The following is a 25,182-nucleotide window of genomic DNA, read 5'->3' as shown; positions in this document are numbered from 1 at the left end:
TGTGAGTGCATTACACAAGGGGTAATACAGTGGTATATTTTATCTGTTCCATAGCAAAACTCGACGTCACATCGCTAAGTCCCGGCATACCGTTAACAAGCCGTTTATAGAACTCATCATACTGCTTCATATCAGCCACCTGCACTTGTATCAGGTAGTCGTACTCACCAGCCATACGCCAAAACCCTAAAACTTCTGGCATCACTTCAACCACAGAAACAAATTGGCTGTACCATTCACGGCTGTGTTGCTGGGTTTTAATCAGCACAAAAGCAGTCAGCGCTAGTCCCAGTTTTTCCGGGTCCAGTAAGGCGACTTTACCGCGAATAAAACCTTCATCTTCCAGGCGTTTTAAACGTTTCCAACAAGGCGTGGTGGTCAGATTAACGGCATCAGCCAAGGTCTGCAAAGAAAGCGTACAGTCATCTTGTAGCATCGTGAGCAGCTGACGATCTATTTTATCTATCATACCCTACCCATAGAGAATAATTTTCTACAAAAGAAGCCACTTGAAGGAAAATTAGCAACTTTTTTATCTTCATTATACGTTATTCTACGCACAAATTGATAAAAGAGAATGTGCTATGAGCAATGCCTGGGTTAACAACGCTATCAGCGAAATCAATGCCGATTATCAACGTTCGGCAGATACCCATTTAATTCGTTTTGCTTTACCCGCTTTTCCGGGAATTCAACTCTATTTAAAAGACGAAAGTACCCATCCAACCGGTAGCCTGAAGCACCGTCTGGCCCGTTCTTTGTTTCTTTATGGCCTGTGTAACGGCTGGATAAAACAAGGGACGACCATTATTGAGGCTTCTTCGGGATCCACTGCCGTATCAGAAGCCTATTTTGCCCGCCTGTTGGGGCTGCCCTTTATTGCCGTGATGCCTGCCTGTACGGCCAGACGAAAAATAGAACAAATCGCCTTCTATGGCGGCCAGTGCCATTTTGTCGATCACTCCTCTGAAATCTATGCCGCCTCAGAAAAGCTCGCACGCGACCTGAACGGCCACTATATGGATCAGTTTACCTATGCCGAACGGGCAACGGACTGGCGCGGTAATAACAATATTGCGGACAGCATTTTCCGCCAGATGACGCATGAGCCCCATCCTATTCCGGACTATATTGTAATGAGCGCCGGTACGGGCGGCAGCTCTGCCACACTCGGACGCTATATCCGTTATCAGGGATATAAAACGAAGTTACTGGTGGTTGATCCGCAGCATTCAGTTTTTATGGACTACTGGCAACAACGTGACTGCAGACTCACCGGCCCAACAGGCAGCAAGATAGAAGGTATTGGTCGCCCGCGTTGTGAACCTTCTTTTATTCCCGATGTGATTGACGACATGATGCGTGTTCCCGATGGGGCCAGTGTCGCGACCATGCAATGGCTGGAGACCCTGTTGGGACGCAAAGTAGGGGCCTCTACCGGAACCAATATGTGGGGCGTACTTCAGCTTGCCGCGAAAATGCACGCGAACGGACAAGCGGGATCTATCGTCACTCTGCTTTGTGATAGCGGTGAACGTTATCTGGATACTTACTACAACCCACAGTGGGTTGAAGAGAATATCGGTAGCTTACAACCCTGGCAACATCAGCTCAGCGAGCTGGTAAAGTAGACACGGTCAGTTTTATCCTTCCTTCCCACATCATTCGCCAATGATGTGGGATAGCTCACATTCTGAAAATCTCAAATAGCGTTAAGTCTCATCACCAGGATATAGTTAGTCACCATATTATATGGCGACATCAAAAATGATCCTTGAACAAAAATACCAGGCGCTGCTGCAAGAAGCCAGGCAGCGTCAGCTTAATGATCCAGAGGGCATTCAACTCTGCTTTCAAACTCTTTCTCTGGCTTCACAGATTGATAATGACTGCGCCAGATTGCTGGCGCCATATGGCTTGTCAGAAGGCCGTTTCGTGATGTTATTTTTACTCGACGCTGCCGGAGAAGGGCTGGCTCCTAATGAACTGGCTGAACGAGCAGGCGTAACCCGGGCCACCGTAACAGGGCTCCTTGACAGTCTTGAACGTGAAGCGCTTATCGAACGTCAGGCAGCAAAACAGGATCGTCGCGCCCTGCGCATCCAGCTAACTGATAAGGGCAGGCAAACAGCGAAACAGGTTTTTGATAGTCACAGCCGCTGGATTGCCAGTCTGTTTGGCAGCTTGTCTACGACAGAACGTGAGCAACTGGCAATACTGTTGAACAAGGTATCAACTGGCCTTAACCAATCAGAAAAGGAGATATCTCAATGAGTCAGACACTCCCACGTAAGGGCTTTAGCCGCACTGCTGATATTCCATCTGATATCCTGCAAGCTCTGTCACAAGGCACGATCCCCAGCGCTACCCTTACCGAAGGACTGGCCCTCAATCAAGCCCAACTGTTACAGGCTGTTTTTCCTGCATTATCAAAATCCACGCTGGCCGCTGCCAACGCTGCTTGCCAGTTGGGTATTCTCAAGCGTATGCAAACCATCAGTGCTCTGCTACTTAAGGAAACAGGGACAGAGGGAATTAACCGCTGCCAGACACATGGTTCAGATACCGTACGTGGCTGGGCTTGTTTTATGATTGGAGCACAGACCGGGCTGGCGCTTCAGACAAGATTAGCCCTTATTCAGCCTCTGGCAGATGACGAACATTTTGGCGTACGTGAATGGGCCTGGATGGCGGTACGCCCGCATCTGGTGTCAAATTTAACGATAACGGTCACTTGTCTGAGCGAATGGACACGCTCACCGTCAGAAAGAGTGCGTCGTTTTGCCAGTGAATCCATACGTCCGCGTGGAGTCTGGTGCAGTCATATTGCCGAGTTTAAGCAGCATCCTGAACAGGCCCTGCCAATTCTTTCCCCCTTACGCGCTGATCCTTCTGTCTACGTCCAGGACTCCGTCGCCAACTGGCTCAACGATGCCGCCAAAGACCAGCCGGTCTGGGTAAGCCAGCTTTGTGAGCAATGGTTGTTGGATAGTCCCACTGATGCCACCCGGCGCATTTGTCAGCGCGCGTTGCGGAATGTGAAATAGAGAGAACGGCGACGATTTACATATTCACAAGACAAGGGTAAACCTGATGAATCCATTCGTTATTATTTCCGGCTGTTCAGGCGGCGGGAAAAGTACCCTACTCGCAGAGCTGGAAAGACGCGGCTATACCGTCTTCGCTGAACCCGGACGGCGAATTATTCAGGAAGAGCTGCTCACCAATGGTCAGGCTGTCCCCTGGATTGATATGGCATCTTTCCTGTGTCGCGCGATTGAAATGTCACAGAACGACTATCTGAACGCTTTGCCTGACAGTAAGAAATGGATATTTTTCGATCGCGGATTAATTGATGTTACCGCAGCTTTTGAAGCCTTAACCGGGGAGCCACTATTGGCAATGCTCAGGGAACACTATCGTTATCATCCAACAGTATTTCTGACCCCCCCCTGGCCTGAAATCTATGTCCAGGACTCGGATCGTCGTCATGATATCGCGGCGGCAAGAATTGAATTTGAACGATTAGAGCGGACTTATCCAGCACTCGGCTATGAGATATCGCTGCTACCAAAATGCGGAGTGAAAGAACGCGCTGACTTTGTACTGAAAACCCTGAAAACATCAGAGTAAAAAACCGGGCATACTGCCCGGTGCCGGAAGATCTCAATATTCTGGGGAATCGGTGAGATGTGATGTGTCCAGCCAAGAGGTTAAATACTGCGCCACCGCCTGGTCAGCACAATGACCGATAACAGGCAGGTGAGGTAAATCGATTTTCAACTGCGGCATAGCATTACCCATTACCAGTCCCCGCCCCACAGAGGAAAGCATTTCCCGGTCATTCATGGCATCACCAAAGGCCATACATTCCTGCATGCTGATGTCTAAATGGTTGCTGAGCATATCCAGAGCTGCGCCTTTGTTCGCCCCTAACGGCAACACTTCCAGACATTCTGCCGCTGAGAAGCAAAGAGTCGCACTATCGCCCACTACCGCCGCCAGTTCAACGGAGAGAGAGCACAGGCTCTCATAAGAGCCACAGAACACAACTTTAGTGACTTCATTAAGCGGAATGCTACGTAAGTCGATATCCTGGGGTTTAAAACCACTAAAAACATGGGCAGCCAGCAACTCAGGCGTTACTTGCTCGGTAAACCAGCCCCTGTCATTAAAAACATGCATGCTGGCGGAAGTATTCCATTCCCGATGGATAACACGTTCTGCTACCTCTGGCGGCAGATCGCTTCCGTGCATTAATTCCCCATCACGACTATGAATACGCGTGCCATTTCCTGTTATCAGATAAGCATCCAGATTAAAGGCAGCAAGCACATGTCGCATTTCGAGTACATGGCGTCCGGTGGCAAAGACCAGCGTGACCTGGCGCTCATCACGCAGACGCTCCAGGGCGGTGAGAGTCTCATCACCAAGATGGTGATTAGGCATCAAAAGAGTGCCATCCATATCAAATGCAGCCAGACGAACCATGTTTACTCCAAAGTGGGGAAGTGACGTTAAAAGTATCGCCTGGTATATACGGAACTAATAGTGAATACTTAAAAGAAAATGTTCCGGGTTTCTTATGCGTATCCTTAATAAGCTCAATCAGTTTCAGCGGCTGTGGCAACCTTCTGCCGGAGAACCACAGCAGGTAACCGTGGCAGAATTAGCCACGCGCAGCTTTTGCAGTGAACGCCATATACGTACTCTGCTGGGTCAGCTCAGTAATCTGGGCTGGTTACAATGGCAGGCACAATCGGGCAGAGGCAAACGTGGGCAGCTAATTTTTATGCGTACCCCTGAAAACGTACGTACAGAGTTGATGGAGCAAGTGCTGAATAAAGGCTTGCACCAGAATGCACTGGATCTGGCGAAAATAGCCCCGGATCAGCTTCGTCATCTACTCCAGCCGTTTCTCGGGGGGCAATGGCAAAATAATGTCCCCACATTGAGGATCCCCTATTATCGCCCACTGGAACCGATTGAACCCGGTTTTTTAGCCGGACGCGCGGAACAGCATCTGAGTCGGCAAATATTTTCCGGGCTGACGCGCTTTACCCGCGAACACAGGCTTCCTCAACCCGATTTAGCCCATCACTGGCAAATCTCTGATGATGGCTTGCGCTGGGATTTTTTTATTCATCCGACACTTTACTGGCATAACGGCGAACCGATTGATACAACTCAGTTGCAACAGCAACTGCTGTGTCTTCTACAACTTCCGGACTTAAAACCGCTGTTTGCCAGTGTCAAAACGATTGAACTTCCCCATGCTGGCTGCCTGCGTTTTATACTCTTTAACCCGGATTACTGGCTGGCTCATCGTCTTGCCAGTTACTGTAGTCGTATCGCTCACCCTGTGCATCCTGATGTAGGCTGCGGCCCTTTTCGTATTGTCAGTTTCAAAGAGGATCTGGTCAGGCTGGAAAGCTTTGAGTACTACCATCTGCGCCACCCACTGCTGCAAGCAGTAGAGCTTTGGATAACACCACAGCTATTTAATGATTCCGCCAGAACCGGGTGCCTGCATCCGGTGCAAATCGCCATTGGCCAGCAAGAACAGCTCACGGACTTACGTCCGATAACGACCAAAATCAGTCTGGGTTTTTGCTATCTGAGCATTAAACAGCATGGGAAACTGACTCTGGAACAGGCCCGAACGCTGATGAAAATGGTGCGTGAAACTGAAATGGTCACCACTTTACCCTTCGACAGCACCTTGATTACGCCCAATACCGGTATGTTACCGGGCTGGCAAACACCTGAATGGGAACAACTTGAGACGGTTGCACTTCCAAAAACGCTGACGCTTATTTATAACCTGCCGGTAGAACTTCATGCCATGGCGCAGCAGTTAAAACACCATCTCGCCGCACGTGGCTGCGAACTGAATATCATTTTTCATAATGCAAAAAACTGGAGTGGCTGCCAAAGGCTACAAGAAGCCGATTTAATTATGGGGGACAGACTGATTGGTGAGGAACCGGAATATACCTTGGAACAATGGCTGCGAGTGGATAAGCTGTGGCCTGCGTTACTTCCCCCTGAAAAGTATGCAGGATTGCAAGCTCATCTGAATAAGATCCAATGTTCTGTCAGTGAGTTACAGCGAACTGACAACCTGAAAATTCTGTTTCATACGCTGATGGAGAATGCGGTGATCACCCCCCTGTTTAACTATCGCTACCAGATAAGCGCTCCACCCGGCGTGCGTGGCGTGAAATTAAATACTTGGGGCTGGTTTGATTTTTCCGATGTCTGGCTTCCACCACCGGAGAGTACTTAAGGAGCTGGAACGGCTAGATTTCAAGCGCATCACGGATCGTGGCCTCCATTTTTTCCGGGGTAGTGAAAGGCGCAAAGCGTTTAAGCGGTTTGCCGTCGCGTCCAATCAGGAACTTAGTGAAATTCCACATGATCCGCCCTCCCAGCAGGCCGGGTAATTCGCTTTTCAGGTAACGAAATACCGGATGTGATGCCGAACCGTTGACCTCCACTTTTTCAAACACAGGGAAACTGACACCATAGTTAATATGGCAGGTCTGAGCAATATCATCGGCACCACCGGGTTCCTGCTTACCGAACTGGTTACAGGGAAAACCCAACACGACCAGCCCTTGGGCGGCATACTTTTTGTAGAGCGCTTCAAGACCTGCGTATTGTGGCGTAAAACCACAATGACTGGCGGTATTCACCACCAGTACTAGCTTGCCTTCATAGTTAGCCATAGAGACAGGCTGGCCTCGCAGGCTGGTGGCTGTCAGTTGATGAAAGCAAGTCATATCAAACTCCTCAGTGCCTGGACGGTTCAACAACAGCATCATCGCTGACTGTGAGTGTTAAATACACCTTGCAGGCTGTCAATCATCAATGAGTTAAAACAACACAGAAGACATTGTGCTGACAACTCCAGGCTGGCTTATCTGTTGCAAGGAATATTGCCGGGAAGTTACCATACCCTCTCATATTCAGTAATTATCAGTAATGGAATGCCAATGCAACGTACCGTCGTCGTATTCAGTGGTGGGCAGGACTCAACGACCTGTCTTATTCAGGCCTTGCAACAGTATGATGAGGTGCACTGCGTGACCTTTGATTATGGCCAGCGACATCGGGCAGAAATTGAAGTTGCGCAGAAGCTGGCTCTGCAGCTCGGGGCCTGTGCGCATAAAGTACTGGATGCCACCATGCTTAACTCACTGGCAGTAAGCAGCCTGACGCGTGACAATATTCCGGTACCCAATTATCGCCCTGATGAACAAGGTATTCCTAATACCTTTGTTCCGGGACGTAATATTCTGTTCCTGACCCTGGCGGCTATTTATGCCTGGCAAGTAGAAGCGGAGTCGTTGATTACCGGTGTATGTGAAACGGATTTCTCTGGCTATCCGGACTGTCGGGATGAGTTTGTCAAATCCCTGAACCTTGCGATCAATCTAGGTCTGGCACGGAATATTCGTTTTGAAACCCCGTTAATGTGGCTGGATAAAGCCGAGACTTGGGCCTTGGCTGACTACTGGCAGCAGCTGGATCTGGTTCGTCATGAAACTCTGACCTGCTATAACGGTATTCAGGGTGAAGGCTGTGGTGAATGTGCCGCCTGCAATCTGCGGGCAAACGGCCTTAATGGTTATCTTTCTGACAAAGCCGCCGTTATGGCTTCAATGAAAGAAAAAACAGGTTTACGTTAATTACTAAAAACGCCAGGCGATCAGACTGTCTGGCGCATCAACTTTTTAGCTCCTCAAGTCGGGTACTAAGTTCCCCCTCAATCGGCAAAACCTGTTTGGTATTTAAATCGATACAAACAAAGGTAATCAGAGCATCGGCCACTATTGTTCCCTCAGGTTCCCGGATGACGCTCTGCTGGAGTACGCCACTTTTCCGGTTCAGCTGCTGTAACTGGCTAGTGATACACAATACGTCACCCAATACCGCCGCGCTGCGGTAATTAATATTGATATTCACCACGATGAAGGCAATGTTCTTTTCGGTTATCCAATGAAAAAAAGCGGTATTTTCCAGCCCTTCCCAGCGAGCCTCTTCCAGAAACTCCAGATAACGAGCATTGTTAACATGCTGGTAGACATCTAAATGATAACCCCTGACCTTAATAATCGTCTTCATCATACCATTACCCTTATTTTACTGTTATCACTGCCTCATCAGGCCAATCAGGTCATACCTTAAAACGGGTATGACCTGATAATTAACCTGACAAATTTTTCTGTCAGATAGAAATAAAATCGTTCAACCTCACCATTTTATGCGACCACGGTTACGTTCCAGCAATGAAGGACCAATACCAGGCACATTCTGTAATTGTTCAATACTGTTAAAAGGACCAAATTCCTGTCGATACTTTACAATCGCCTGTGCCTTTTTGATACCGACACCATTCATCGCTTCAGATAATTCTTCAGCAGAAGCCGTATTAATATCGACAGCATGCTCTTCTGCAACGACAGGTTTATCAGCAGCAGGTTTAGCCATTTTTTCTGTCTGAGCAGAAGTTCCCGGGCTACGTACCTCTGCTGCGTGTACGGTGAATGTAGTCATCCAGCTTGCCAGAATAAAAGTAAAAAGCATTTTTGTGATACGGTTATTCATGCTGTTCCTCCTTGTATGTAGACAGCCCGGTCACACTACAAGCCCCCAGGAGGAAGAACAAACGTCGTTATTTAAATGTGGAAAAGGCCGCGAAAGCGGCCTTTTGTTTTTGCATCACGTTACTATAACGTGCGGTGCATCATGGAAATTAATTACTGCATCTCCAGCGACTCACCTATTTTAATTTTCGCTTGTTGACGAAGGCTTGCCATTAAAGCTTCAAACGCTATCTGGGCGTTATTCTGGGTGATCCCCTGCTCCATCGCTTCTTTCTGTGCTTCTGGTACAGCTCCTGGTTTAACTTCATCCAGTGCCAGTAAGACAACATTGCCATTACTGTCATTTGCTACGCCATAGCTTGGTTTACCTTCCGCAGGCAGCGGCAGAGCAAAAGCAGCCTGACCGATCGGGCCTTGGGTACCACGGCTCAGCGTTTGCGGCTCGCCAAAGCTCAGATTAGCTGCTTTCATCGCGGCATCTGCGTCACCTTTTTTCAGTTCTGCCAGCAATTTATCAGCATCCTGCTTCGCAATACGCTCTGCTTTTTGCAGTTTAACTTGTTCAGTAACCTGCGCCTGAACCTCATCCAGTGGCTTGATACTCTGTGGATTATGTGCCGAGATACGCAGAACAAATGCGCGGTCACCATCAACAGTGATGATATCCGAGTTACTGCCAGGCGAACCGTTCTGACCCACCAGCCCACCGTTAAAAATAATATCAGCAACCGGCTTAAAGTTTAGCGCTTCTGGCAGGTTATCACGACCAAACCAGTCAGTTTCAACAACCTTCGCGCCGGCAACTTTTTCAGCGCTGCCCAGAGACTCATTGTCATTACTTGCTGCATCACTCACTTGCTGTTGCAGAGCATAGTAAGCATCCAGGGCTTTTTCTTGCTCAACCTTGGAAACAATATCATTGCGGACTTCTGAAAGTGGCTTAACTTGTGCTGGCTGAATATCATCAAGACGTGCAACCAAGAAACCAACAGAAGACTTAATCACGCCGGATAACTGGCCCTTCTCACGAAGGCCGGCATTTTTCAGCTCGTCAGGCGTGGTTGAAGCCTCCAGCCATCCCATATCACCGCCATTACGGGCAGAGATAATATCAGCCGATTTTTCTTTTGCCAGGGTAGCAAAATCCGCACCTGCTTTCAGTTCATCCAGAATAGCTTGTGCCTCTGCTTCTGTTTTCGTCTGGATAATGCTGTAGCGGTCGCGCTGGGGCTGAGTGAAGGACCCGATATGCTGATCGTAATAAGACTGAATATCTGCATCACTGGCGGTTTCTTTAAATGTTGCCGCATCCAGCAGGATGTAGCTGACTTTAAATTGTTCAGGTGCAATATAATCATTTTTATTACGGGCGTAGAATTCGCTAACTTCCTGCTCGGTTGCCGTTTGTGTGGCCGCCAACGCGTCAACGTCGATAGTCGCTTCACGGACAACGCGTTGTTGTGAAATAAGCGCAGTCAGCTCATCCATTTCACCCTTCAGCATGAAATCAGTTCCGACAATAGCATTGACCAGTTGCTCGGTGACAAGCTGATTACGCAATGCCTGGGCATATTGTTCCGGGGTCAGCCCCATATTACGAATAATCGAGGTGTAACGCCCATTATCGAACTTACCATCACTCTGGAAAGCAGGTTGTTTAAAAATAGCGAGTTTGATCTGCTCGTCACTGATATTCAACCCTAGGGTTTTCGCATACTGATCAAGTAGTGTCTCGTCAATCATCTGATTCAGTACCTGACTACGCAATGCTTGCATATAACCATCATTAGCGGCCAGTTCAGAGAAACGATCTCCCATCTGCTGTTGCTGACGATTACGTTCATTGGCTACCGCATTTTCAAACTGACCACGGCCAATTTCCTGGCCGTTCACTTCTGCGGCATAGTTATTGTTACCGCTAACGTAACCACCGACGCCAGTCAATACGAATGACACGATAATTAATCCTAAAATTATCTTGAGCACGAGGTGGTTGGCCGCCGCACGTAAATTGTCCATCATGGTGTAACAACACTCCGCTGTAATAAGATGAGTAAGCTTGCGCAGGCGCTAAACTGGCATCAATGTCGACGAAATATGCCATGATGCTGCGCGCAAAGTCCTATTGTGACAAGAAACGCGTTTCAAATCATCAATCGCAAGTAAAAATCCACCCAGGGTAACAAAAAAGGCACATCATTTGATGTGCCAGAGCAATACTAGAGAGACTTTTTCCACTTTATCTATCATGTTTCAAGCAAACCAGCTGTGATTTTCGTTACCTGGTCGAATGATTGAAGATAGAAAAGGCGGATAATTTAGTTAACCGCGTCTTTCAGCACTTTACCCGCACGGAAACTTGGGACTTTTGCTGCTGCGATGGTTATCTCTTTACCCGTTTGTGGATTGCGACCAGTACGAGCTGCACGTTCTTTTACGGCAAAGGTTCCGAAACCAACCAATGCTACATCTTCTCCTGCCTGGAGTGACTCAGTCACAGCCGCAATAACAGCATCTAAAGCACGTCCTGCCGCAGCTTTAGAGATATCAGCACTTGCAGCAATTTGATCGACCAGTTGAGATTTGTTCACTTTAATCTTCCCCTATTTCTCATGTATATCGCACAATCCTTGTAAAGTGCGACCGCTTTGCAGTTTATAGCATCCATGCCATTCCCTTACAACAAGGTAAGGTAAGGCAGCTATCTAACTTAACGGCACAAAAAAAAGCTGGCAAGTGACAATCGACTTACCAGCTCCTATTTTATTGACTATTTTTGCTGCAAGTCACTATTTTTCAGTAATGACCTGCATACCGTACGGAGAATTCTGTAAAGCAAGGGCCAGAACCTCTTCAATACGTTTTACCGGATGGATCTCCAGATCGGCGATAACATTAGCCGGAATATCTTCCAGATCGCGTTTATTATCGTCAGGGATCAGGACAGTTTTGATACCACCACGGTGAGCAGCTAATAGCTTCTCTTTCAGTCCACCAATCGGCAGAACCTGACCGCGCAGGGTTATCTCACCCGTCATAGCCACATCAGCACGAACCGGATTGCCTGTCAGACAAGAAACCAGCGCTGTACACATCGCGATCCCCGCACTCGGGCCATCTTTCGGCGTTGCCCCTTCCGGTACGTGAACGTGAATATCACGTTTTTCATAGAAATCGCTGTTAATACCTAGCTTTTCTGCACGAGCGCGTACCACGGTCAGCGCTGCCTGGATGGATTCCTGCATCACTTCACCCAAGGAACCGGTATAAGTAAGTTTACCTTTACCTGGCACACAGGCCGTTTCGATGGTCAGCAAGTCACCGCCGACTTCGGTCCATGCCAGACCAGTCACCTGACCCACGCGGTTTTCACTATCAGCACGACCGTAATCAAAGCGCTGTACCCCGAGGAAATCCTTCAGGTTATCGCCATTGATTTCAATATGCTTAAGCGAGCTGTCAAGCAGGAGTTGTTTGACCGCTTTGCGACACAGTTTGGATATTTCACGCTCAAGGCTACGAACACCCGCTTCACGCGTGTAATAACGAATAATGCCAATCAATGCACTGTCTTCAACTTTCAGCTCGCCTTTTTTCAAGGCATTGCGTTCTATCTGCTTTGACAATAAATGCTGTTTAGCAATATTCAGTTTTTCGTCTTCGGTATATCCCGACAGACGAATAACTTCCATGCGATCTAACAAGGGCGCAGGAATATTCATGGAGTTAGATGTTGCAACGAACATCACATCGCTCAAATCATAATCCACTTCAAGATAGTGATCGTTGAATGCTACGTTCTGTTCAGGATCAAGCACTTCTAAAAGAGCTGATGCCGGATCGCCGCGCATGTCCGAAGACATTTTATCGATCTCATCTAACAGAAAAAGCGGGTTACGCACACCAACTTTTGCCATTTTCTGAATCAGCTTGCCTGGCATTGAACCAATATAGGTCCGGCGGTGACCACGGATTTCCGCTTCGTCACGCACGCCACCTAATGCCATACGTACATACTTACGTCCCGTTGCTTTCGCGATAGACTGACCCAGTGAGGTTTTACCTACACCTGGAGGCCCCACCAGACATAAGATAGGTCCTTTGAGTTTGCTGACACGCGTTTGCACCGCGAGATATTCCAGAATACGGTCTTTGACGCGTTCCAGACCATAATGGTCAGTATCCAGCACTTCCTGCGCCTGACGCAGATCTTTTTTCACCTTGCTGCGCGCATTCCATGGAACCTGCACCATCCAATCAATGTAGCCACGTACTACAGTCGCTTCCGCAGACATTGGCGACATCATTTTAAGTTTTTGCAGCTCTGCTTCGGCTTTTTCACGCGCTTCTTTTGGCATTTTAGCCGAATCGATTTTGCGTTTTAACGCTTCGTTTTCGTCCGGAGCATCATCCATTTCACCGAGTTCTTTCTGAATCGCTTTCATTTGCTCATTCAGATAGTACTCACGCTGACTTTTTTCCATCTGCTTTTTGACACGATTACGGATTCTTTTTTCAACCTGCAACAGGTCAATTTCAGACTCCATCATCGCCATCAAATATTCCAGACGTTCGTTGATATCTGACATTTCCAATACCGACTGCTTATCAGAAAGTTTCAACGGCATATGTGCTGCGATGGTATCAGCCAGACGTTCTGGATCGTCAATGCTGTTCAGCGACGTCAGAACCTCAGGCGGAATTTTTTTGTTCAGTTTGATATAGCCTTCAAACTGATTAATGGCGGTACGCACCAGCACTTCCTGCTCGCGCTCTTCAATCGCTGGCGAGTTCAGATATTCAGCCTGAGCTGAAAAATGCTCACCATTATCAGAGAGGGCAGTAATACGCGCACGCTGTAACCCCTCTACCAATACTTTTACCGTACCATCAGGCAATTTAAGCATTTGTAGAATAGAGGCAACGGTTCCCACAGAGAACAGGTCGTTAACGCCAGGCTCATCCGTCGAAGCCTCTTTTTGCGCCACCAGCATGATTTTTTTATCATGGTCCATTGCTGATTCCAGGCAGCGAATGGATTTTTCACGCCCGACAAACAGTGGAATAACCATGTGCGGATAAACCACCACATCGCGCAACGGCAGGACGGGGATTTCAATGCGTTCAGAACGCTCAGGATTCATAGAGCTCTCTCTTAGTTTTATTTCCGCCAGGTAATGAGGTGGTAATATGCATAATGCGTCCCACCAATTAAGTAGATAAGTATATGGGGATGATTCTTACACATTCAACGGCGGGTATTAAGGAAAAATAAGTGGGAGATGAAATCTCCCACTTATTGCTAAATGACGGGCGAATTTATGAATTACTCACCGGAAGCCTGTTGTGCTTCTGGCTCACTGTAAATCAGTAATGGTTTTGACTGTCCGGAGATAACCGTCTCATCAACAACCACTTTTTCGACACTCTCCAGGGAAGGAAGATCATACATTGTATCCAGCAGCGCACCTTCAACAATAGAACGCAAACCGCGAGCCCCCGTTTTACGGATCATCGCTTTTTTAGCGATAGCATTCAGTGCATCATCGCGGAACTCAAGATCAACCCCTTCAAGATTAAACAATGCCTGATACTGTTTAGTCAGTGCATTCTTCGGCTCTTTAAGGATCTGGATTAACGCCTCTTCGCTTAATTCACTCAGCGTTGCCACTACAGGCAGACGACCGATGAACTCAGGAATTAATCCGAATTTAATCAAGTCTTCCGGCTCTACCTGTCCCAGTAACTGCCCTTCGCTGGCTTTTTCTGATTTTGCTTTCACTGTCGCACCAAAACCAATACCTGAACCGGTTTCAATACGATTAGAAATGACTTTATCAAGGCCTGCAAAAGCACCACCACAGATGAAGAGGATCTTGGAAGTATCAACCTGCAAGAATTCCTGCTGTGGATGTTTTCTGCCCCCTTGCGGAGGTACGGCTGCAACGGTACCTTCGATAAGCTTCAACAGCGCTTGCTGTACACCTTCTCCAGAAACATCGCGAGTGATTGAAGGGTTATCTGATTTACGAGAAATTTTGTCAATTTCATCGATATAGACAATCCCGCGCTGTGCTTTCTGCACGTCGTAATCACATTTCTGTAATAGTTTCTGGATAATGTTTTCTACGTCTTCACCAACGTAACCCGCTTCGGTCAACGTTGTTGCATCGGCCATCGTGAAAGGAACATCCAACAGGCGCGCCAGAGTTTCTGCCAGCAGCGTTTTGCCGCTTCCCGTTGGACCGATGAGCAGAATGTTACTTTTGCCCAGTTCAATACCTTGGGTGTTATCACCGTTACGCAGACGTTTGTAGTGATTATATACCGCAACAGCCAGAACCTTTTTAGCCTGTTCCTGACCTATCACGTAATCATTAAGGTGGTTACGTATCTCATGCGGTGTCGGCAGAGAGCTGCGTTCGCGATGAGGTGCGATTTCTTTAATTTCTTCGCGGATGATGTCGTTACATAAATCGACACACTCATCGCAGATATACACTGACGGCCCGGCGATTAGCTTGCGCACTTCGTGCTGGCTTTTGCCGCAAAAAGAGCAGTACAGCAGTTTGCCTGAACTGTCTTTGCGTTTATCTGTCATCAGTAAAACCTCTTATCTGTTTCTTTGCGCTATCACTGATAGCACAAGTGCCATTCCAGGGCCCAGCTAATGGTGGGGCTTAAACGCGAGCTGGCGCTACCGCTAAGGTAGGCTGCTCACTATCTGTAGCATTAAATACGTTCAGTAAGAATTGAGTCAACCAAACCGTACTCTACCGCCTCGCTGGCAGACAGGAAACGATCGCGCTCAGTATCTTTCTCTATTTTTTCGATAGGCTGGCCGGTATGTTCAGCCATCAATTCATTCATGCGAGCCTTAATTTTCAGAATCTCACGCGCATGAATCTCTATGTCTGTTGCCTGCCCCTGATAGCCGCCCAGAGGCTGGTGAATCATAACACGTGAATTTGGCAGGCAAAAACGTTTACCTTTAGCGCCAGCTGTCAGGAGAAATGCCCCCATAGAAGCCGCCTGTCCCATACAGATGGTACTGACATCTGGTTTAATAAATTTCATGGTGTCATAAATCGACATCCCGGCAGTAATTACACCACCCGGTGAGTTAATGTACAGATAAATATCTTTTTCCGGATTTTCAGCTTCCAGAAAGAGCATTTGCGCCACAATCAGGTTAGCCATGTGATCTTCGACCTGTCCGGTCAGAAAAATGACACGTTCCTTGAGCAGACGGGAATAAATATCGTATGAACGCTCACCACGGGATGTTTGTTCAACAACCATTGGCACCAGCGCCATGTGAGGTGCTAACTGATCTTTTTCGCCACTGTATGACATTACCGTCTCCTGGTGTAATTTAGCTAACTGTACTGATTCTACTTGAGCCGCAGAGTATTGACTATGCATCCTGCGTCATTTTTGACGGAGTCAGTCAGGGAATGATTAATAAAACTTGGCCTTAGTTATGGGGACTCTTTTGCCCTGTTTCAAGCATATCAATCTTTTGTCGATACGCTAACCAGATAATCGGTTTTATCTTTCATTCATGATAAAAAAAGCCCGCCACGATAAAGTGACGGGCTTTTGTTCACAGACATCAAATGCTAACGTTTAAAAAACGCGCATTAAGCCTGAGGCTGGTTCATCAGCTCACTGAAGTTTGTCGCTTTCTCAGTCACTTTTGCCTTTTCAAGCAGTGCTTCAACAGCTTGTTCTTCCAGAGCAACATTGCGCATGTTGTCCATCAGTTCTTTGTTTTTACCATAGAACTCAATAACTTCTTTAGGATCTTCGTAAGCAGATGCCATCTCTTCGATCAGCGCTTTAACGCGGTCTTCGTCAGCTTTCAGCTCCTGGGTACGAATCACTTCGCCCAGCAGCAGACCAACAACTACGCGGCGCTTAGCTTGCTCTTCAAACAGCTCACGAGGTAATTCCAGAGCCTGCTGCTCATTGCCACCAAAACGCTGTGCAGCCTGGCGACGCAGGACATCGATCTCACCGTCAATCAGCGCAGCAGGAACGTCGATATTGTTTGCGTTAACCAGTCCGTCGATAGCCTGAGACTTGATACGGTTACGTACTGCGCCTTTCAGCTCACGTTCCATATTTTTACGCACTTCAGTGCGCAGACCTGCAATAGAACCATCTTCAACGCCGAAACGTTTGATGAATTCTTCGGTAAATTCTGGCAGTTCGCGCTCTTCAACTTTCTTCAGAACGATATCGAACTTCGCCGCTTTACCTTTCAGGTTTTCAGCGTGATAGTCTTCCGGGAAGGTGACTTCCACGACAAACTCTTCGCCAGTTTTATGGCCAACAACGCCATCTTCAAAACCTGGGATCATGCGACCCTGGCCCATTGCCAGAACGAAGTCAGTGGCTTTACCACCTTCAAAAACTTCACCGTCTACAGAACCGGTGAAATCGATGGTAACACGGTCTTCCGCAGTGGCTGCTGCATCAGTGTCTTTCCAGGTGGCTTGCTGCTTACGCAGAGTATCCAGCATGGTATCAACATCTTCATCAGTCACTTCTACAACCGGTTTTTCAACTTCGATTGACTCAAGACCTTGTAATTCAACTTCTGGATAAACTTCAAACTCTACAGAGTAAGTGAAGTCTTCACCCAACTTGTATTCACCCGGAACATAATTAGGTGCGCCAGCTGGATTAATTTTTTCCTGGATGATCGCATCAATAAAGTTACGGCTCATCAGCTCGCCCAACACGTCCTGACGCACAGAGGCACCATAACGCTGAGCAACAACGGTCATCGGTACTTTACCTTTACGGAAGCCGTCAATACGTACTTTTTTTGACACGTTGACCAGCTCGCTTTTTACAGCGGTTTCGATGCTGTCTGCAGCGATAGTAATCGTGAGACGGCGGCCAAGGCCCTGGGTGGTTTCAACTGAAACTTGCATCTTGTTACCTCAAAAAAATCACAGTGCTCGGTCAACTCAAAAAGCTTAGGTTAGCTTCACAGAACCGGGATGTTCTCTAAATCAGCAGTACATTCCCTGTCTTGTCAGAATCATCCCGAAGACATTCCGAAAAATAAGACGCAGCATTATAGCGGCATCACTGGGGTGAGTCGAGAACAGCAGCAACGCACGGCTGTGGTCTTTTTCACATTTTATCCCTTTCAGCTGTTCGTCTGAGTTCATTAACAGAAGAATTCAGGCAAAATAAAATCGCGCTTTGGCTATTTATCAAACAGGCTAAAACAAAAAACACTGCAACATAACGGAAAACTTCGACTAAGTGCAAATAGTTAGCCTTTGTTTAACGCTACTTACCTCCCCCCATACAAGGCGGAGATGCGAGCTGTTTATCTTGTAATTCGTCCCACTCCTGCACGGTATAAGTATGTAATGCCAGAGCATGGACACTGCCAGCCAGGGCGTCACTCAGTAGCGAATAAATCTGGCGATGACGGCTAATTAAGCGCTGACCTGAAAATTTTTCACTCACCAACGTAACCTTGAAATGACTTTCTGCGCCGATTGGGACATTGTGGTGGTGGCTTTCGTCAACTACCTCCAGATATTCCGGACTAAATGAGGTACGCAGTTCCGCTTCGATATGTTCACGCATTGTCATTAACTCTTTCCTCTATCAGTGAGATGGCGGGATCTCGGCAAACAGGAGCTATACTCAGTCTCAATTCAGCTCTGATGATTGAAGACATTATCCTTTGATGGTGCATCCTGACATAAAAAATGCGCTAATAAGAGGTTAAATGTCAGTCGAAATAGGAACAATTCGTGATAATCGGCGAAAAAAAAAGCAATACGCCGTATTTACGGATATTGCCTACTTCCTCTGTGCACCCGCAATGATATGATGACGGGGTTTTATCAGCCTGCCTATTGAGTATATTGAGAATATCAAACATGTTAAAAAAAATAATTTTTCCGCTGGTAGCCCTCTTTATGCTGGCCAGCTGCGCAACGCCGCCAACAACGATTGATGTTGCACCAAGAATGACTTTACCCAGTAATGACCCAAGTGTGATGGGCATTACCGTCAGTATTAATGGTGCCGATCAACGTAGTAGCCAGGCCTTGGCCAAAGTCACCCGCAACAATCAACTGATCACACTGACACCTTCGCGCGATCTGCGTTTTTTACTGCAAGAAGTGCTGGAAAAGCAGCTGGTCGCACGTGGTTACACGATTGGCGCAAACAGCCCGGTTGATCTGCAAATTATTGTCAACAATCTGTTTGCGGACGTCTCTCAAGGTAGCCTGCGTTACAACATCGCCACTCGCGCAGACATCTCTATTATTGCCGTAGCAAAAAATGGCAATAAGCTAACCAAAAATTACCGCGCCAGCTACAACGTCGAAGGGGCATTCCAGGCGTCTAATAAGGATATCGCCAATGCGGTGAATTCTGTGCTGACTGATACCATTGCCGATATGGCTCAGGATACCAGCGTGAACGAATTCATTAAGCAAAACGCGCGTTAATTTTTTCTCTGGTGGCCTGTGAAACCAGGCCACCTGTCGCTGGTGCCCTTTTCCTTATGTCCAATAACTACTTACGCATTTTTCAGCAACCTAAGTTAGCCCTGCTACTGATCCTGGGTTTTGCTTCGGGGCTGCCCCTTGCGCTCACCTCCGGCACCTTACAAGCCTGGATGACCGTTGAAAACGTCGATCTAAAAACCATCGGTTTTTTCTCACTGGTCGGCCAGGCTTATGTGTTTAAATTTCTCTGGTCTCCGGTGATGGATCGCTATACGCCACCTTTTCTCGGGCGGCGGCGCGGCTGGTTATTGATAACCCAAATCCTCTTATTGGTGTCTATCGCTGGTATGGGATTTTTGGATCCAGCTTCCAGTCTTCGCTGGATGGCGGCCCTGGCAGTGATCATCGCGTTCTGCTCAGCCTCTCAGGATATTGTATTTGATGCCTGGAAAACCGATGTTCTGTCAGCCCCTGAACGTGGAGCAGGTGCAGCAGTTAGCGTACTCGGTTATCGTTTGGCAATGTTAGTATCAGGCGGGCTGGCACTGTGGCTTGCGGACAGATATTTAGGCTGGCAGGCAACTTACTGGTTAATGGCGGTGCTGTTAATCCCCTGTATTATTGCCACCTTTATAGCACCAGAGCCTACGGATACTGTCCCGGTCCCGCGTACGCTGGAACAAGCCGTCGTTGCCCCGTTGCGCGATTTCTTTGGTCGTAATAATGCATGGCTGATTTTGTTGCTGATAGTGCTTTATAAGCTGGGTGATGCCTTTGCAATGACACTCACCACCACCTTTCTGATCCGCGGTGTCGGATTTGATGCAGGTGACGTCGGTATGGTCAATAAAACCCTGGGACTGCTGGCGACAATACTTGGTGCTTTATTCGGCGGTGTACTGATGCAACGCCTGACGTTGTTCCGTGCCTTGCTCATTTTCGGTGTGCTTCAGGGTGTGTCCAATATCGGGTACTGGATACTGGCTGTTACGGACAAAAATATCCTGAGTATGGGAGGCATTGTCTTTTTTGAGAATGTCTGCGGTGGAATGGGAACCGCAGCCTTTGTTGCCCTGCTGATGACGTTGTGTAACCGCTCTTTTTCAGCGACACAGTTCGCCCTGCTTTCTGCTTTATCTGCTATCGGCCGGGTTTATGTCGGTCCTATAGCCGGTTGGTTTGTTGAGGCTTATGGTTGGTCAACTTTCTATCTGTTTTCAGTCGTTGTCTCCATACCTGGCATTTTGCTGCTACTAATCTGTAAAAACACGCTGGAATATACTCAGCGTACTGAACGCTTTATGCCACGTTCTCAATATGCTTACGCCTACCGTCTGGCTCTACGAATGTTAACGGCCGGCTGCGCGTTACTGGCAGCATGGTTACTTATTCTTATCAGCAATGCCCTGGATTTAACGGACTGGACGATAGGAATAACGTTACTAGAGCTGGGAGGATTGCTGGCAGTCGCGGGTATCCTGTTTGGAGGTTTACTGGACTTTTTGGCTTTACGCAATTCGTCAAAAGTATCTGGTTAGCCATGCCGGGCTCATCAGCACAGGATAACAGGATCGTGGGGAAATCTCGCTGATCCTGTCAGAGCGATTGGACGCTCCCGGTTCTTCTCATATTCAAAAAACAAAAAAAACACATTCCGTCTACTTATTAACCACACTAATAACAAATAATACACATGCGGTATTATTTACGGAAAAAAGCAGCCACTGATAAAAATTATGCATATGATTATTTAAAAAAAGTTTCTGTTGTTGTTTTTTTATTATTTCGTGCTGCTAATTAATTAAATATTTAACTTTATCGATTCAGCTAAAATTAACAAATTAATGACATCACTTGTTCTTCAAAAGATATTTTATTGTTAATTAATTGTTCCATTACCCCACCAGTTATAGCTATTAAGGTTGCGTAATTCAGCCGTGAGGTCTTTTTTGTTATAACAAGCCTACTAACTGTACTTTTGGTCAGTTTTCCCGCTCTGCCTATCCGCAGTGATACATAGCTATAAACAGGCAATCCCCAATAACACTACGCCATTCAGGTTTACACTCATGTAACCTTCCCGTAAAATGCCGCCACACTTTAGACGACAATAGAGTTCCCTGAAGAGTTCCCTGAAATTGAGGTCGTTAAATGATAATCAGGAAATACAATAATAGTTTGAAATGGCTGTCATTAATTGCAGGCACTGTGTTACTCAGTGGTTGTGATTCTGCGCTGCTTGATCCGAAAGGACAAATTGGACTGGAACAACGTTCTTTGATACTGACTGCTTTCGGGCTGATGTTGATCGTCGTTATCCCTGCAATTCTAATGGCTGTGGGTTTTGCCTGGAAATATCGGGCTTCAAACAAAGAAGCCAAGTATAGCCCAAACTGGTCTCATTCTAATAAAGTTGAAGCCGTTGTCTGGACTATCCCTATCCTTATCATCATCTTCCTTGCTGTGTTGACTTGGAAAACTACGCATTCTCTTGAGCCAAGCAAACCGCTGGTTCACGATGAAAAGCCAATTACCATTGAAGTTATTTCTATGGACTGGAAATGGTTCTTCATCTATCCAGAGCAGGGCATTGCAACTGTTAATGAAATCGCCTTCCCGGCTAACACGCCAGTGGAATTCAAAATTACCTCTAACTCGGTGATGAACTCCTTCTTTATTCCACGTCTGGGCAGCCAGCTTTATGCAATGGCAGGTATGCAAACCAAACTACACCTGATTGCTAACGAAGCGGGTACCTACGACGGTATCTCTGCAAGTTACAGCGGTAAAGGGTTCTCTGGCATGAAGTTCAAAGCCATTGCCACACCAGATGCAGAAGCCTTTGACCAGTGGGTCGCTAAAGTCAAAGCATCGCCTCAGGTGATGAATGATATGGCAGCTTACGAGAAACTTGCTGCACCGAGCGAAAATAATAAAGTTGAGTACTTCTCTAGTGTCAAACCAGGTTTATTCGTTGAAGTTATCAATAAACTGATGGGGCCTGGCGGCGGACATGGTCATGGCGCAAGCATGAACAAGCCTGCGAGCCAAGCTGCTGAACATGGTGACCATCAAAATCATGGTGACCATCAAGGTATGGACATGAATCACGGGGAAACCTCTCACTAAGGGGCCGAGGAATAATACGATGTTCGGAAAATTATCACTTGATGCAATTCCGTACCATGAACCGATTATCATGGTTACGGTGGCAGCAATTATTGTCGGGGGACTGGCATTAGTTGCAGCACTCACTTATTTCGGTAAGTGGGAATATTTATGGAAAGAATGGTTTACCTCTGTTGACCATAAACGCCTTGGTGTGATGTATATCATCGTTGCTATCGTCATGTTACTGCGTGGTTTTGCTGACGCTATCATGATGCGTAGTCAACAAGTCCTGGCATCCGCCGGGGAAGCAGGCTTCCTGAATGCCCACCACTACGACCAGATCTTTACCGCCCACGGCGTTATTATGATCTTCTTCGTAGCGATGCCATTTGTTATTGGCCTGATGAACATTGTTGTTCCATTACAGATTGGCGCACGTGACGTCGCCTTCCCGTTCCTGAACAACTTAAGTTTCTGGCTGACTGTCGTTGGTGTGGTACTGGTTAACATCTCTCTCGGTGTCGGCGAATTTGCTCAAACCGGTTGGGTTGCTTATCCGCCGTTATCAGGCATTGAGTACAGTCCGGGGGTCGGGGTCGACTACTGGATATGGAGTCTCCAGCTTTCAGGGATTGGTACTACCCTCACAGGGATTAACTTCTTTGTGACTATCCTGAATATGCGTACTCCTGGTATGACGCTGTTCAAAATGCCGGTATTCACCTGGGCATCTCTGTGTACTAACGTTCTGATTATTGCTGCGTTCCCAATCTTTACTGTGACCGTCGCGCTGTTGACTATGGACCGTTATCTGGGCACCCACTTCTTTACCAATGATATGGGTGGCAACATGATGATGTATGTCAACCTTATCTGGGCATGGGGTCACCCGGAAGTGTATATCCTGGTGCTGCCAGTATTCGGTGTATTTTCTGAAGTGGTATCGACTTTCTCCAGAAAACGTCTGTTTGGTTATACCTCTCTGGTATGGGCAACCATCGCGATTACCGTTCTGTCGTTTATCGTTTGGCTGCACCACTTCTACACCATGGGCAGCGGCGCGAACGTTAACGCCTTCTTCGGTATTGCGACCATGATTATCGCCATCCCAACCGGGGTGAAGATCTTCAACTGGCTGTTCACTATGTACCAGGGCCGCATCGTCTTTAACTCAGCGATGTTATGGACCATCGGTTTTATTATCACCTTCTCTATCGGTGGTATGACAGGCGTTCTGTTGGCCGTACCTGGCGCTGACTTTGTTCTGCATAACAGTCTGTTCCTGATTGCCCACTTCCATAACGTGATTATCGGTGGTGTGGTCTTCGGTTGCTTTGCCGGTATGACTTACTGGTGGCCAAAAGCATTCGGCTTTACCTTAAATGAAACTTGGGGTAAACGTGCGTTCTGGTTCTGGATCATCGGTTTCTTCGTAGCATTTATGCCACTGTATGTCCTTGGCTTCATGGGTATGACCCGTCGTCTGAGCCAGGATATCGATCCGATGTTCCATACTATGCTGTCTGTCGCAGCGGTAGGTGCCGGATTAATCGCTCTGGGTATCCTTTCTCAGCTGATTCAGTTCTATGTCTCTATTCGTGACCGTGAGCAGAATCGTGACCTGACTGGCGATCCGTGGGGTGGCCGTACTCTGGAATGGTCAACGTCTTCTCCTCCTCCGTTCTATAACTTTGCCCATCTGCCGCACGTTCATGAGCGTGATGCATTCTGGGAAATGAAAGAGAAAGGTGAAGCGTACAAGCAACCAGCAAGCTATGAAGAAATTCACATGCCGCGTAACAGCGGTGCGGGTATCGTCATTGCTGCGCTGTTGACTGTCTTCGGTTTTGCCATGATCTGGCATATCTGGTGGCTGGCAATTGCTGGTTTTGCAGGCACCATCATTGCCTGGATTGTGAAAAGCTTCGACGAAGATGTGGACTATTACGTTCCGGTTGCAGAAGTCGAGAAATTGGAAAACAAACATTTCGACGAAATGAAGAAAGCAGGACTGAAAAATGTCAACTGAAACTCTGACTCAGACTAACGCCCACGCTGAGGAGCATGGGCACCACGATGCAGGAGCCAATAAAGTCTTTGGTTTCTGGATCTACCTGATGAGCGACTTGATTCTTTTCTGTTGCTTATTTGCTACCTATGCTGTTCTGGTAAACGGCACCGCAGACGGCCCGACCGGCAAAGATATCTTTGAACTGCCGTTCGTGATGGTTGAAACCGCCCTGCTGCTGTTCAGCTCCATTACTTATGGCTTCGCTATTATTGCTATGGGTAAAGGGGCTAAAAACCAGGTTATCGGTTGGTTGGCTGTGACCTTCCTGTTTGGTGCCGGGTTCGTGGGTATGGAAATCTATGAATTCCATCATCTGATTGTAAATGATATGGGTCCTGACCGCAGTGGCTTCCTGTCAGCCTTCTTTGCGCTGGTCGGTACGCATGGTCTGCACGTAACTTCTGGTCTGGTGTGGATGGCTCTGATGATGTTCCACGTTTACCGTCGTGGCCTGACCAGTGCTAACCGTACGCGTCTGATGTGCCTGAGCCTGTTCTGGCACTTCCTGGATATCGTCTGGATCTGTGTGTTCTCAGTAGTCTATTTGATGGGGGCGATGTAATGAGTCATTCAAATGAATTAGGCGGAGCCCAGCACGGTAGCGTTAAAACCTATATGGTAGGCTTCATCCTTTCTATCATCCTGACCGGTATTCCGTTCTGGATGGTGATGGATGGAAGTACCTCTCACGCCATGATTCTGGGCGTGATCCTGGTTACTGCTGTCGTACAAATTATGGTTCACCTTGTTTGTTTCTTGCATATGAACACCTCATCGAGTGAGCGCTGGAACGTTGTGGCACTCGCCTTTACGGTGTTGATTATCGCTATTCTGGTTGTCGGCTCCATATGGATTATGTGGAACCTCAACCTGAACATGATGGTTGGCTAAG

The 25,182-nt window shown here is 47.4% G+C and carries 24 protein-coding genes; 12 read left to right on the top strand and 12 right to left on the bottom strand.

Features of this window, described 5'->3' with window-relative positions:
* Positions 1-10: 10 nt before the first annotated feature.
* Positions 11-469 (bottom strand): Lrp/AsnC family transcriptional regulator, encoded by a 459-nt coding sequence (locus Q1A40_RS05630; RefSeq protein ID WP_299998461.1) that lies wholly within the window; start codon positions 467-469, stop codon positions 11-13.
* 115 nt (positions 470-584) lie between these two features.
* On the opposite strand from Q1A40_RS05630, the gene Q1A40_RS05625 reads away from it, so the two are divergent.
* The 4 genes from Q1A40_RS05625 to Q1A40_RS05610 all read left to right on the top strand — a co-directional run bounded on the left by Q1A40_RS05625 (position 585) and on the right by Q1A40_RS05610 (position 3,633).
* Positions 585-1,631 carry a PLP-dependent cysteine synthase family protein gene (locus Q1A40_RS05625; RefSeq protein WP_299998460.1) on the top strand — a complete coding sequence of 349 codons (1,047 nt, stop codon included), beginning with the start codon at positions 585-587 and terminating at the stop codon, positions 1,629-1,631.
* Between the two features lie 136 nt (positions 1,632-1,767).
* Positions 1,768-2,274: a MarR family winged helix-turn-helix transcriptional regulator gene (locus tag Q1A40_RS05620; RefSeq protein WP_299998459.1), complete on the top strand. Its 507-nt coding sequence runs from the start codon at positions 1,768-1,770 to the stop codon at positions 2,272-2,274.
* Positions 2,271-3,047: a DNA alkylation repair protein gene (locus Q1A40_RS05615; RefSeq protein WP_299998458.1), complete on the top strand. Its 777-nt coding sequence runs from the start codon at positions 2,271-2,273 to the stop codon at positions 3,045-3,047. The genes Q1A40_RS05620 and Q1A40_RS05615 overlap by 4 nt, the downstream gene beginning before the upstream one ends.
* 46 nt (positions 3,048-3,093) lie before the next feature.
* Complete coding sequence (locus tag Q1A40_RS05610; protein ID WP_299998457.1) at positions 3,094-3,633, top strand: AAA family ATPase; 540 nt, start codon at positions 3,094-3,096, stop codon at positions 3,631-3,633.
* Positions 3,634-3,666: 33 nt separating this feature from the next.
* Here Q1A40_RS05610 and cof read toward each other — a convergent pair whose 3' ends face one another.
* On the bottom strand, positions 3,667-4,491 hold the full coding sequence (gene cof / locus Q1A40_RS05605) for an HMP-PP phosphatase (protein ID WP_299998456.1): 825 nt from the start codon (positions 4,489-4,491) through the stop codon (positions 3,667-3,669).
* Between the two features lie 94 nt (positions 4,492-4,585).
* Here cof and Q1A40_RS05600 point away from each other — a divergent pair, with 94 nt between their 5' ends.
* Positions 4,586-6,289 carry an SgrR family transcriptional regulator gene (locus tag Q1A40_RS05600; protein WP_299998455.1) on the top strand — a complete coding sequence of 568 codons (1,704 nt, stop codon included), beginning with the start codon at positions 4,586-4,588 and terminating at the stop codon, positions 6,287-6,289.
* A 13-nt stretch (positions 6,290-6,302) separates the two neighbouring features.
* On the opposite strand, the gene Q1A40_RS05595 is transcribed toward Q1A40_RS05600, so the two are convergent.
* Complete coding sequence (locus Q1A40_RS05595) at positions 6,303-6,785, bottom strand: glutathione peroxidase (RefSeq protein WP_299998454.1); 483 nt, start codon at positions 6,783-6,785, stop codon at positions 6,303-6,305.
* 213 nt (positions 6,786-6,998) lie between these two features.
* Between Q1A40_RS05595 and queC the strand changes: the two genes are divergently transcribed.
* Positions 6,999-7,694 carry a 7-cyano-7-deazaguanine synthase QueC gene (queC, locus tag Q1A40_RS05590; protein WP_299998453.1) on the top strand — a complete coding sequence of 232 codons (696 nt, stop codon included), beginning with the start codon at positions 6,999-7,001 and terminating at the stop codon, positions 7,692-7,694.
* Positions 7,695-7,731: 37 nt separating this feature from the next.
* Here queC and Q1A40_RS05585 read toward each other — a convergent pair whose 3' ends face one another.
* The 9 genes from Q1A40_RS05585 to bolA form a co-directional block, all read right to left on the bottom strand.
* On the bottom strand, positions 7,732-8,130 hold the full coding sequence (locus tag Q1A40_RS05585) for a YbgC/FadM family acyl-CoA thioesterase (RefSeq protein ID WP_299998589.1): 399 nt from the start codon (positions 8,128-8,130) through the stop codon (positions 7,732-7,734).
* A 129-nt stretch (positions 8,131-8,259) separates the two neighbouring features.
* A complete protein-coding gene (locus tag Q1A40_RS05580; RefSeq protein WP_299998452.1) occupies positions 8,260-8,613 on the bottom strand; it encodes a ComEA family DNA-binding protein in 354 nt (117 codons plus the stop codon).
* A 152-nt stretch (positions 8,614-8,765) separates the two neighbouring features.
* Positions 8,766-10,634, bottom strand: a complete 1,869-nt coding sequence (ppiD, locus tag Q1A40_RS05575) for a peptidylprolyl isomerase (protein WP_299998451.1) — start codon at positions 10,632-10,634, stop codon at positions 8,766-8,768.
* A 296-nt stretch (positions 10,635-10,930) separates the two neighbouring features.
* Entirely contained in the window at positions 10,931-11,203 is a 273-nt protein-coding gene (hupB, locus tag Q1A40_RS05570; protein WP_299998450.1) for a nucleoid-associated protein HU-beta, read from the bottom strand.
* A gap of 198 nt (positions 11,204-11,401) precedes the next feature.
* Positions 11,402-13,756 (bottom strand): endopeptidase La, encoded by a 2,355-nt coding sequence (gene lon, locus Q1A40_RS05565; RefSeq protein ID WP_299998449.1) that lies wholly within the window; start codon positions 13,754-13,756, stop codon positions 11,402-11,404.
* A gap of 182 nt (positions 13,757-13,938) precedes the next feature.
* Positions 13,939-15,213, bottom strand: coding sequence for an ATP-dependent protease ATP-binding subunit ClpX (gene clpX / locus Q1A40_RS05560; RefSeq protein ID WP_299998448.1), 1,275 nt, complete (start codon positions 15,211-15,213; stop codon positions 13,939-13,941).
* 131 nt (positions 15,214-15,344) lie between these two features.
* On the bottom strand, positions 15,345-15,968 hold the full coding sequence (gene clpP / locus Q1A40_RS05555) for an ATP-dependent Clp endopeptidase proteolytic subunit ClpP (protein ID WP_299998447.1): 624 nt from the start codon (positions 15,966-15,968) through the stop codon (positions 15,345-15,347).
* Positions 15,969-16,255: 287 nt separating this feature from the next.
* The gene (gene tig, locus Q1A40_RS05550) at positions 16,256-17,557 is read right to left on the bottom strand and encodes a trigger factor (RefSeq protein WP_299998446.1); all 1,302 of its coding nucleotides are present in this window, start codon (positions 17,555-17,557) and stop codon (positions 16,256-16,258) included.
* A gap of 367 nt (positions 17,558-17,924) precedes the next feature.
* Positions 17,925-18,236: a transcriptional regulator BolA gene (bolA, locus tag Q1A40_RS05545; RefSeq protein WP_299998445.1), complete on the bottom strand. Its 312-nt coding sequence runs from the start codon at positions 18,234-18,236 to the stop codon at positions 17,925-17,927.
* A 293-nt stretch (positions 18,237-18,529) separates the two neighbouring features.
* Between bolA and Q1A40_RS05540 the strand changes: the two genes are divergently transcribed.
* The 6 genes from Q1A40_RS05540 to Q1A40_RS05515 all read left to right on the top strand — a co-directional run bounded on the left by Q1A40_RS05540 (position 18,530) and on the right by Q1A40_RS05515 (position 25,181).
* On the top strand, positions 18,530-19,108 hold the full coding sequence (locus Q1A40_RS05540; RefSeq protein ID WP_299998444.1) for a lipoprotein: 579 nt from the start codon (positions 18,530-18,532) through the stop codon (positions 19,106-19,108).
* Positions 19,109-19,164: 56 nt separating this feature from the next.
* Positions 19,165-20,646, top strand: coding sequence for a muropeptide MFS transporter AmpG (ampG, locus tag Q1A40_RS05535; protein ID WP_299998443.1), 1,482 nt, complete (start codon positions 19,165-19,167; stop codon positions 20,644-20,646).
* Positions 20,647-21,259: 613 nt separating this feature from the next.
* Complete coding sequence (gene cyoA, locus Q1A40_RS05530) at positions 21,260-22,237, top strand: cytochrome o ubiquinol oxidase subunit II (RefSeq protein WP_299998442.1); 978 nt, start codon at positions 21,260-21,262, stop codon at positions 22,235-22,237.
* A 19-nt stretch (positions 22,238-22,256) separates the two neighbouring features.
* Positions 22,257-24,248 (top strand): cytochrome o ubiquinol oxidase subunit I, encoded by a 1,992-nt coding sequence (gene cyoB / locus Q1A40_RS05525; RefSeq protein ID WP_299998441.1) that lies wholly within the window; start codon positions 22,257-22,259, stop codon positions 24,246-24,248.
* Complete coding sequence (locus tag Q1A40_RS05520; RefSeq protein WP_299998440.1) at positions 24,238-24,852, top strand: cytochrome o ubiquinol oxidase subunit III; 615 nt, start codon at positions 24,238-24,240, stop codon at positions 24,850-24,852. The genes cyoB and Q1A40_RS05520 overlap by 11 nt, the downstream gene beginning before the upstream one ends.
* Positions 24,852-25,181, top strand: coding sequence for a cytochrome o ubiquinol oxidase subunit IV (locus Q1A40_RS05515; protein ID WP_299998439.1), 330 nt, complete (start codon positions 24,852-24,854; stop codon positions 25,179-25,181). The genes Q1A40_RS05520 and Q1A40_RS05515 overlap by 1 nt, the downstream gene beginning before the upstream one ends.
* The last annotated feature ends 1 nt before the right edge of the window (position 25,182 follow it).

The organism is uncultured Cedecea sp. (assembly GCF_947498825.1).
Taxonomy (GTDB): domain Bacteria; phylum Pseudomonadota; class Gammaproteobacteria; order Enterobacterales; family Enterobacteriaceae; genus JGM124.
Note: the sequence above shows the minus strand (reverse complement) of the source record. Positions and strands in the feature narration are given on the sequence as shown.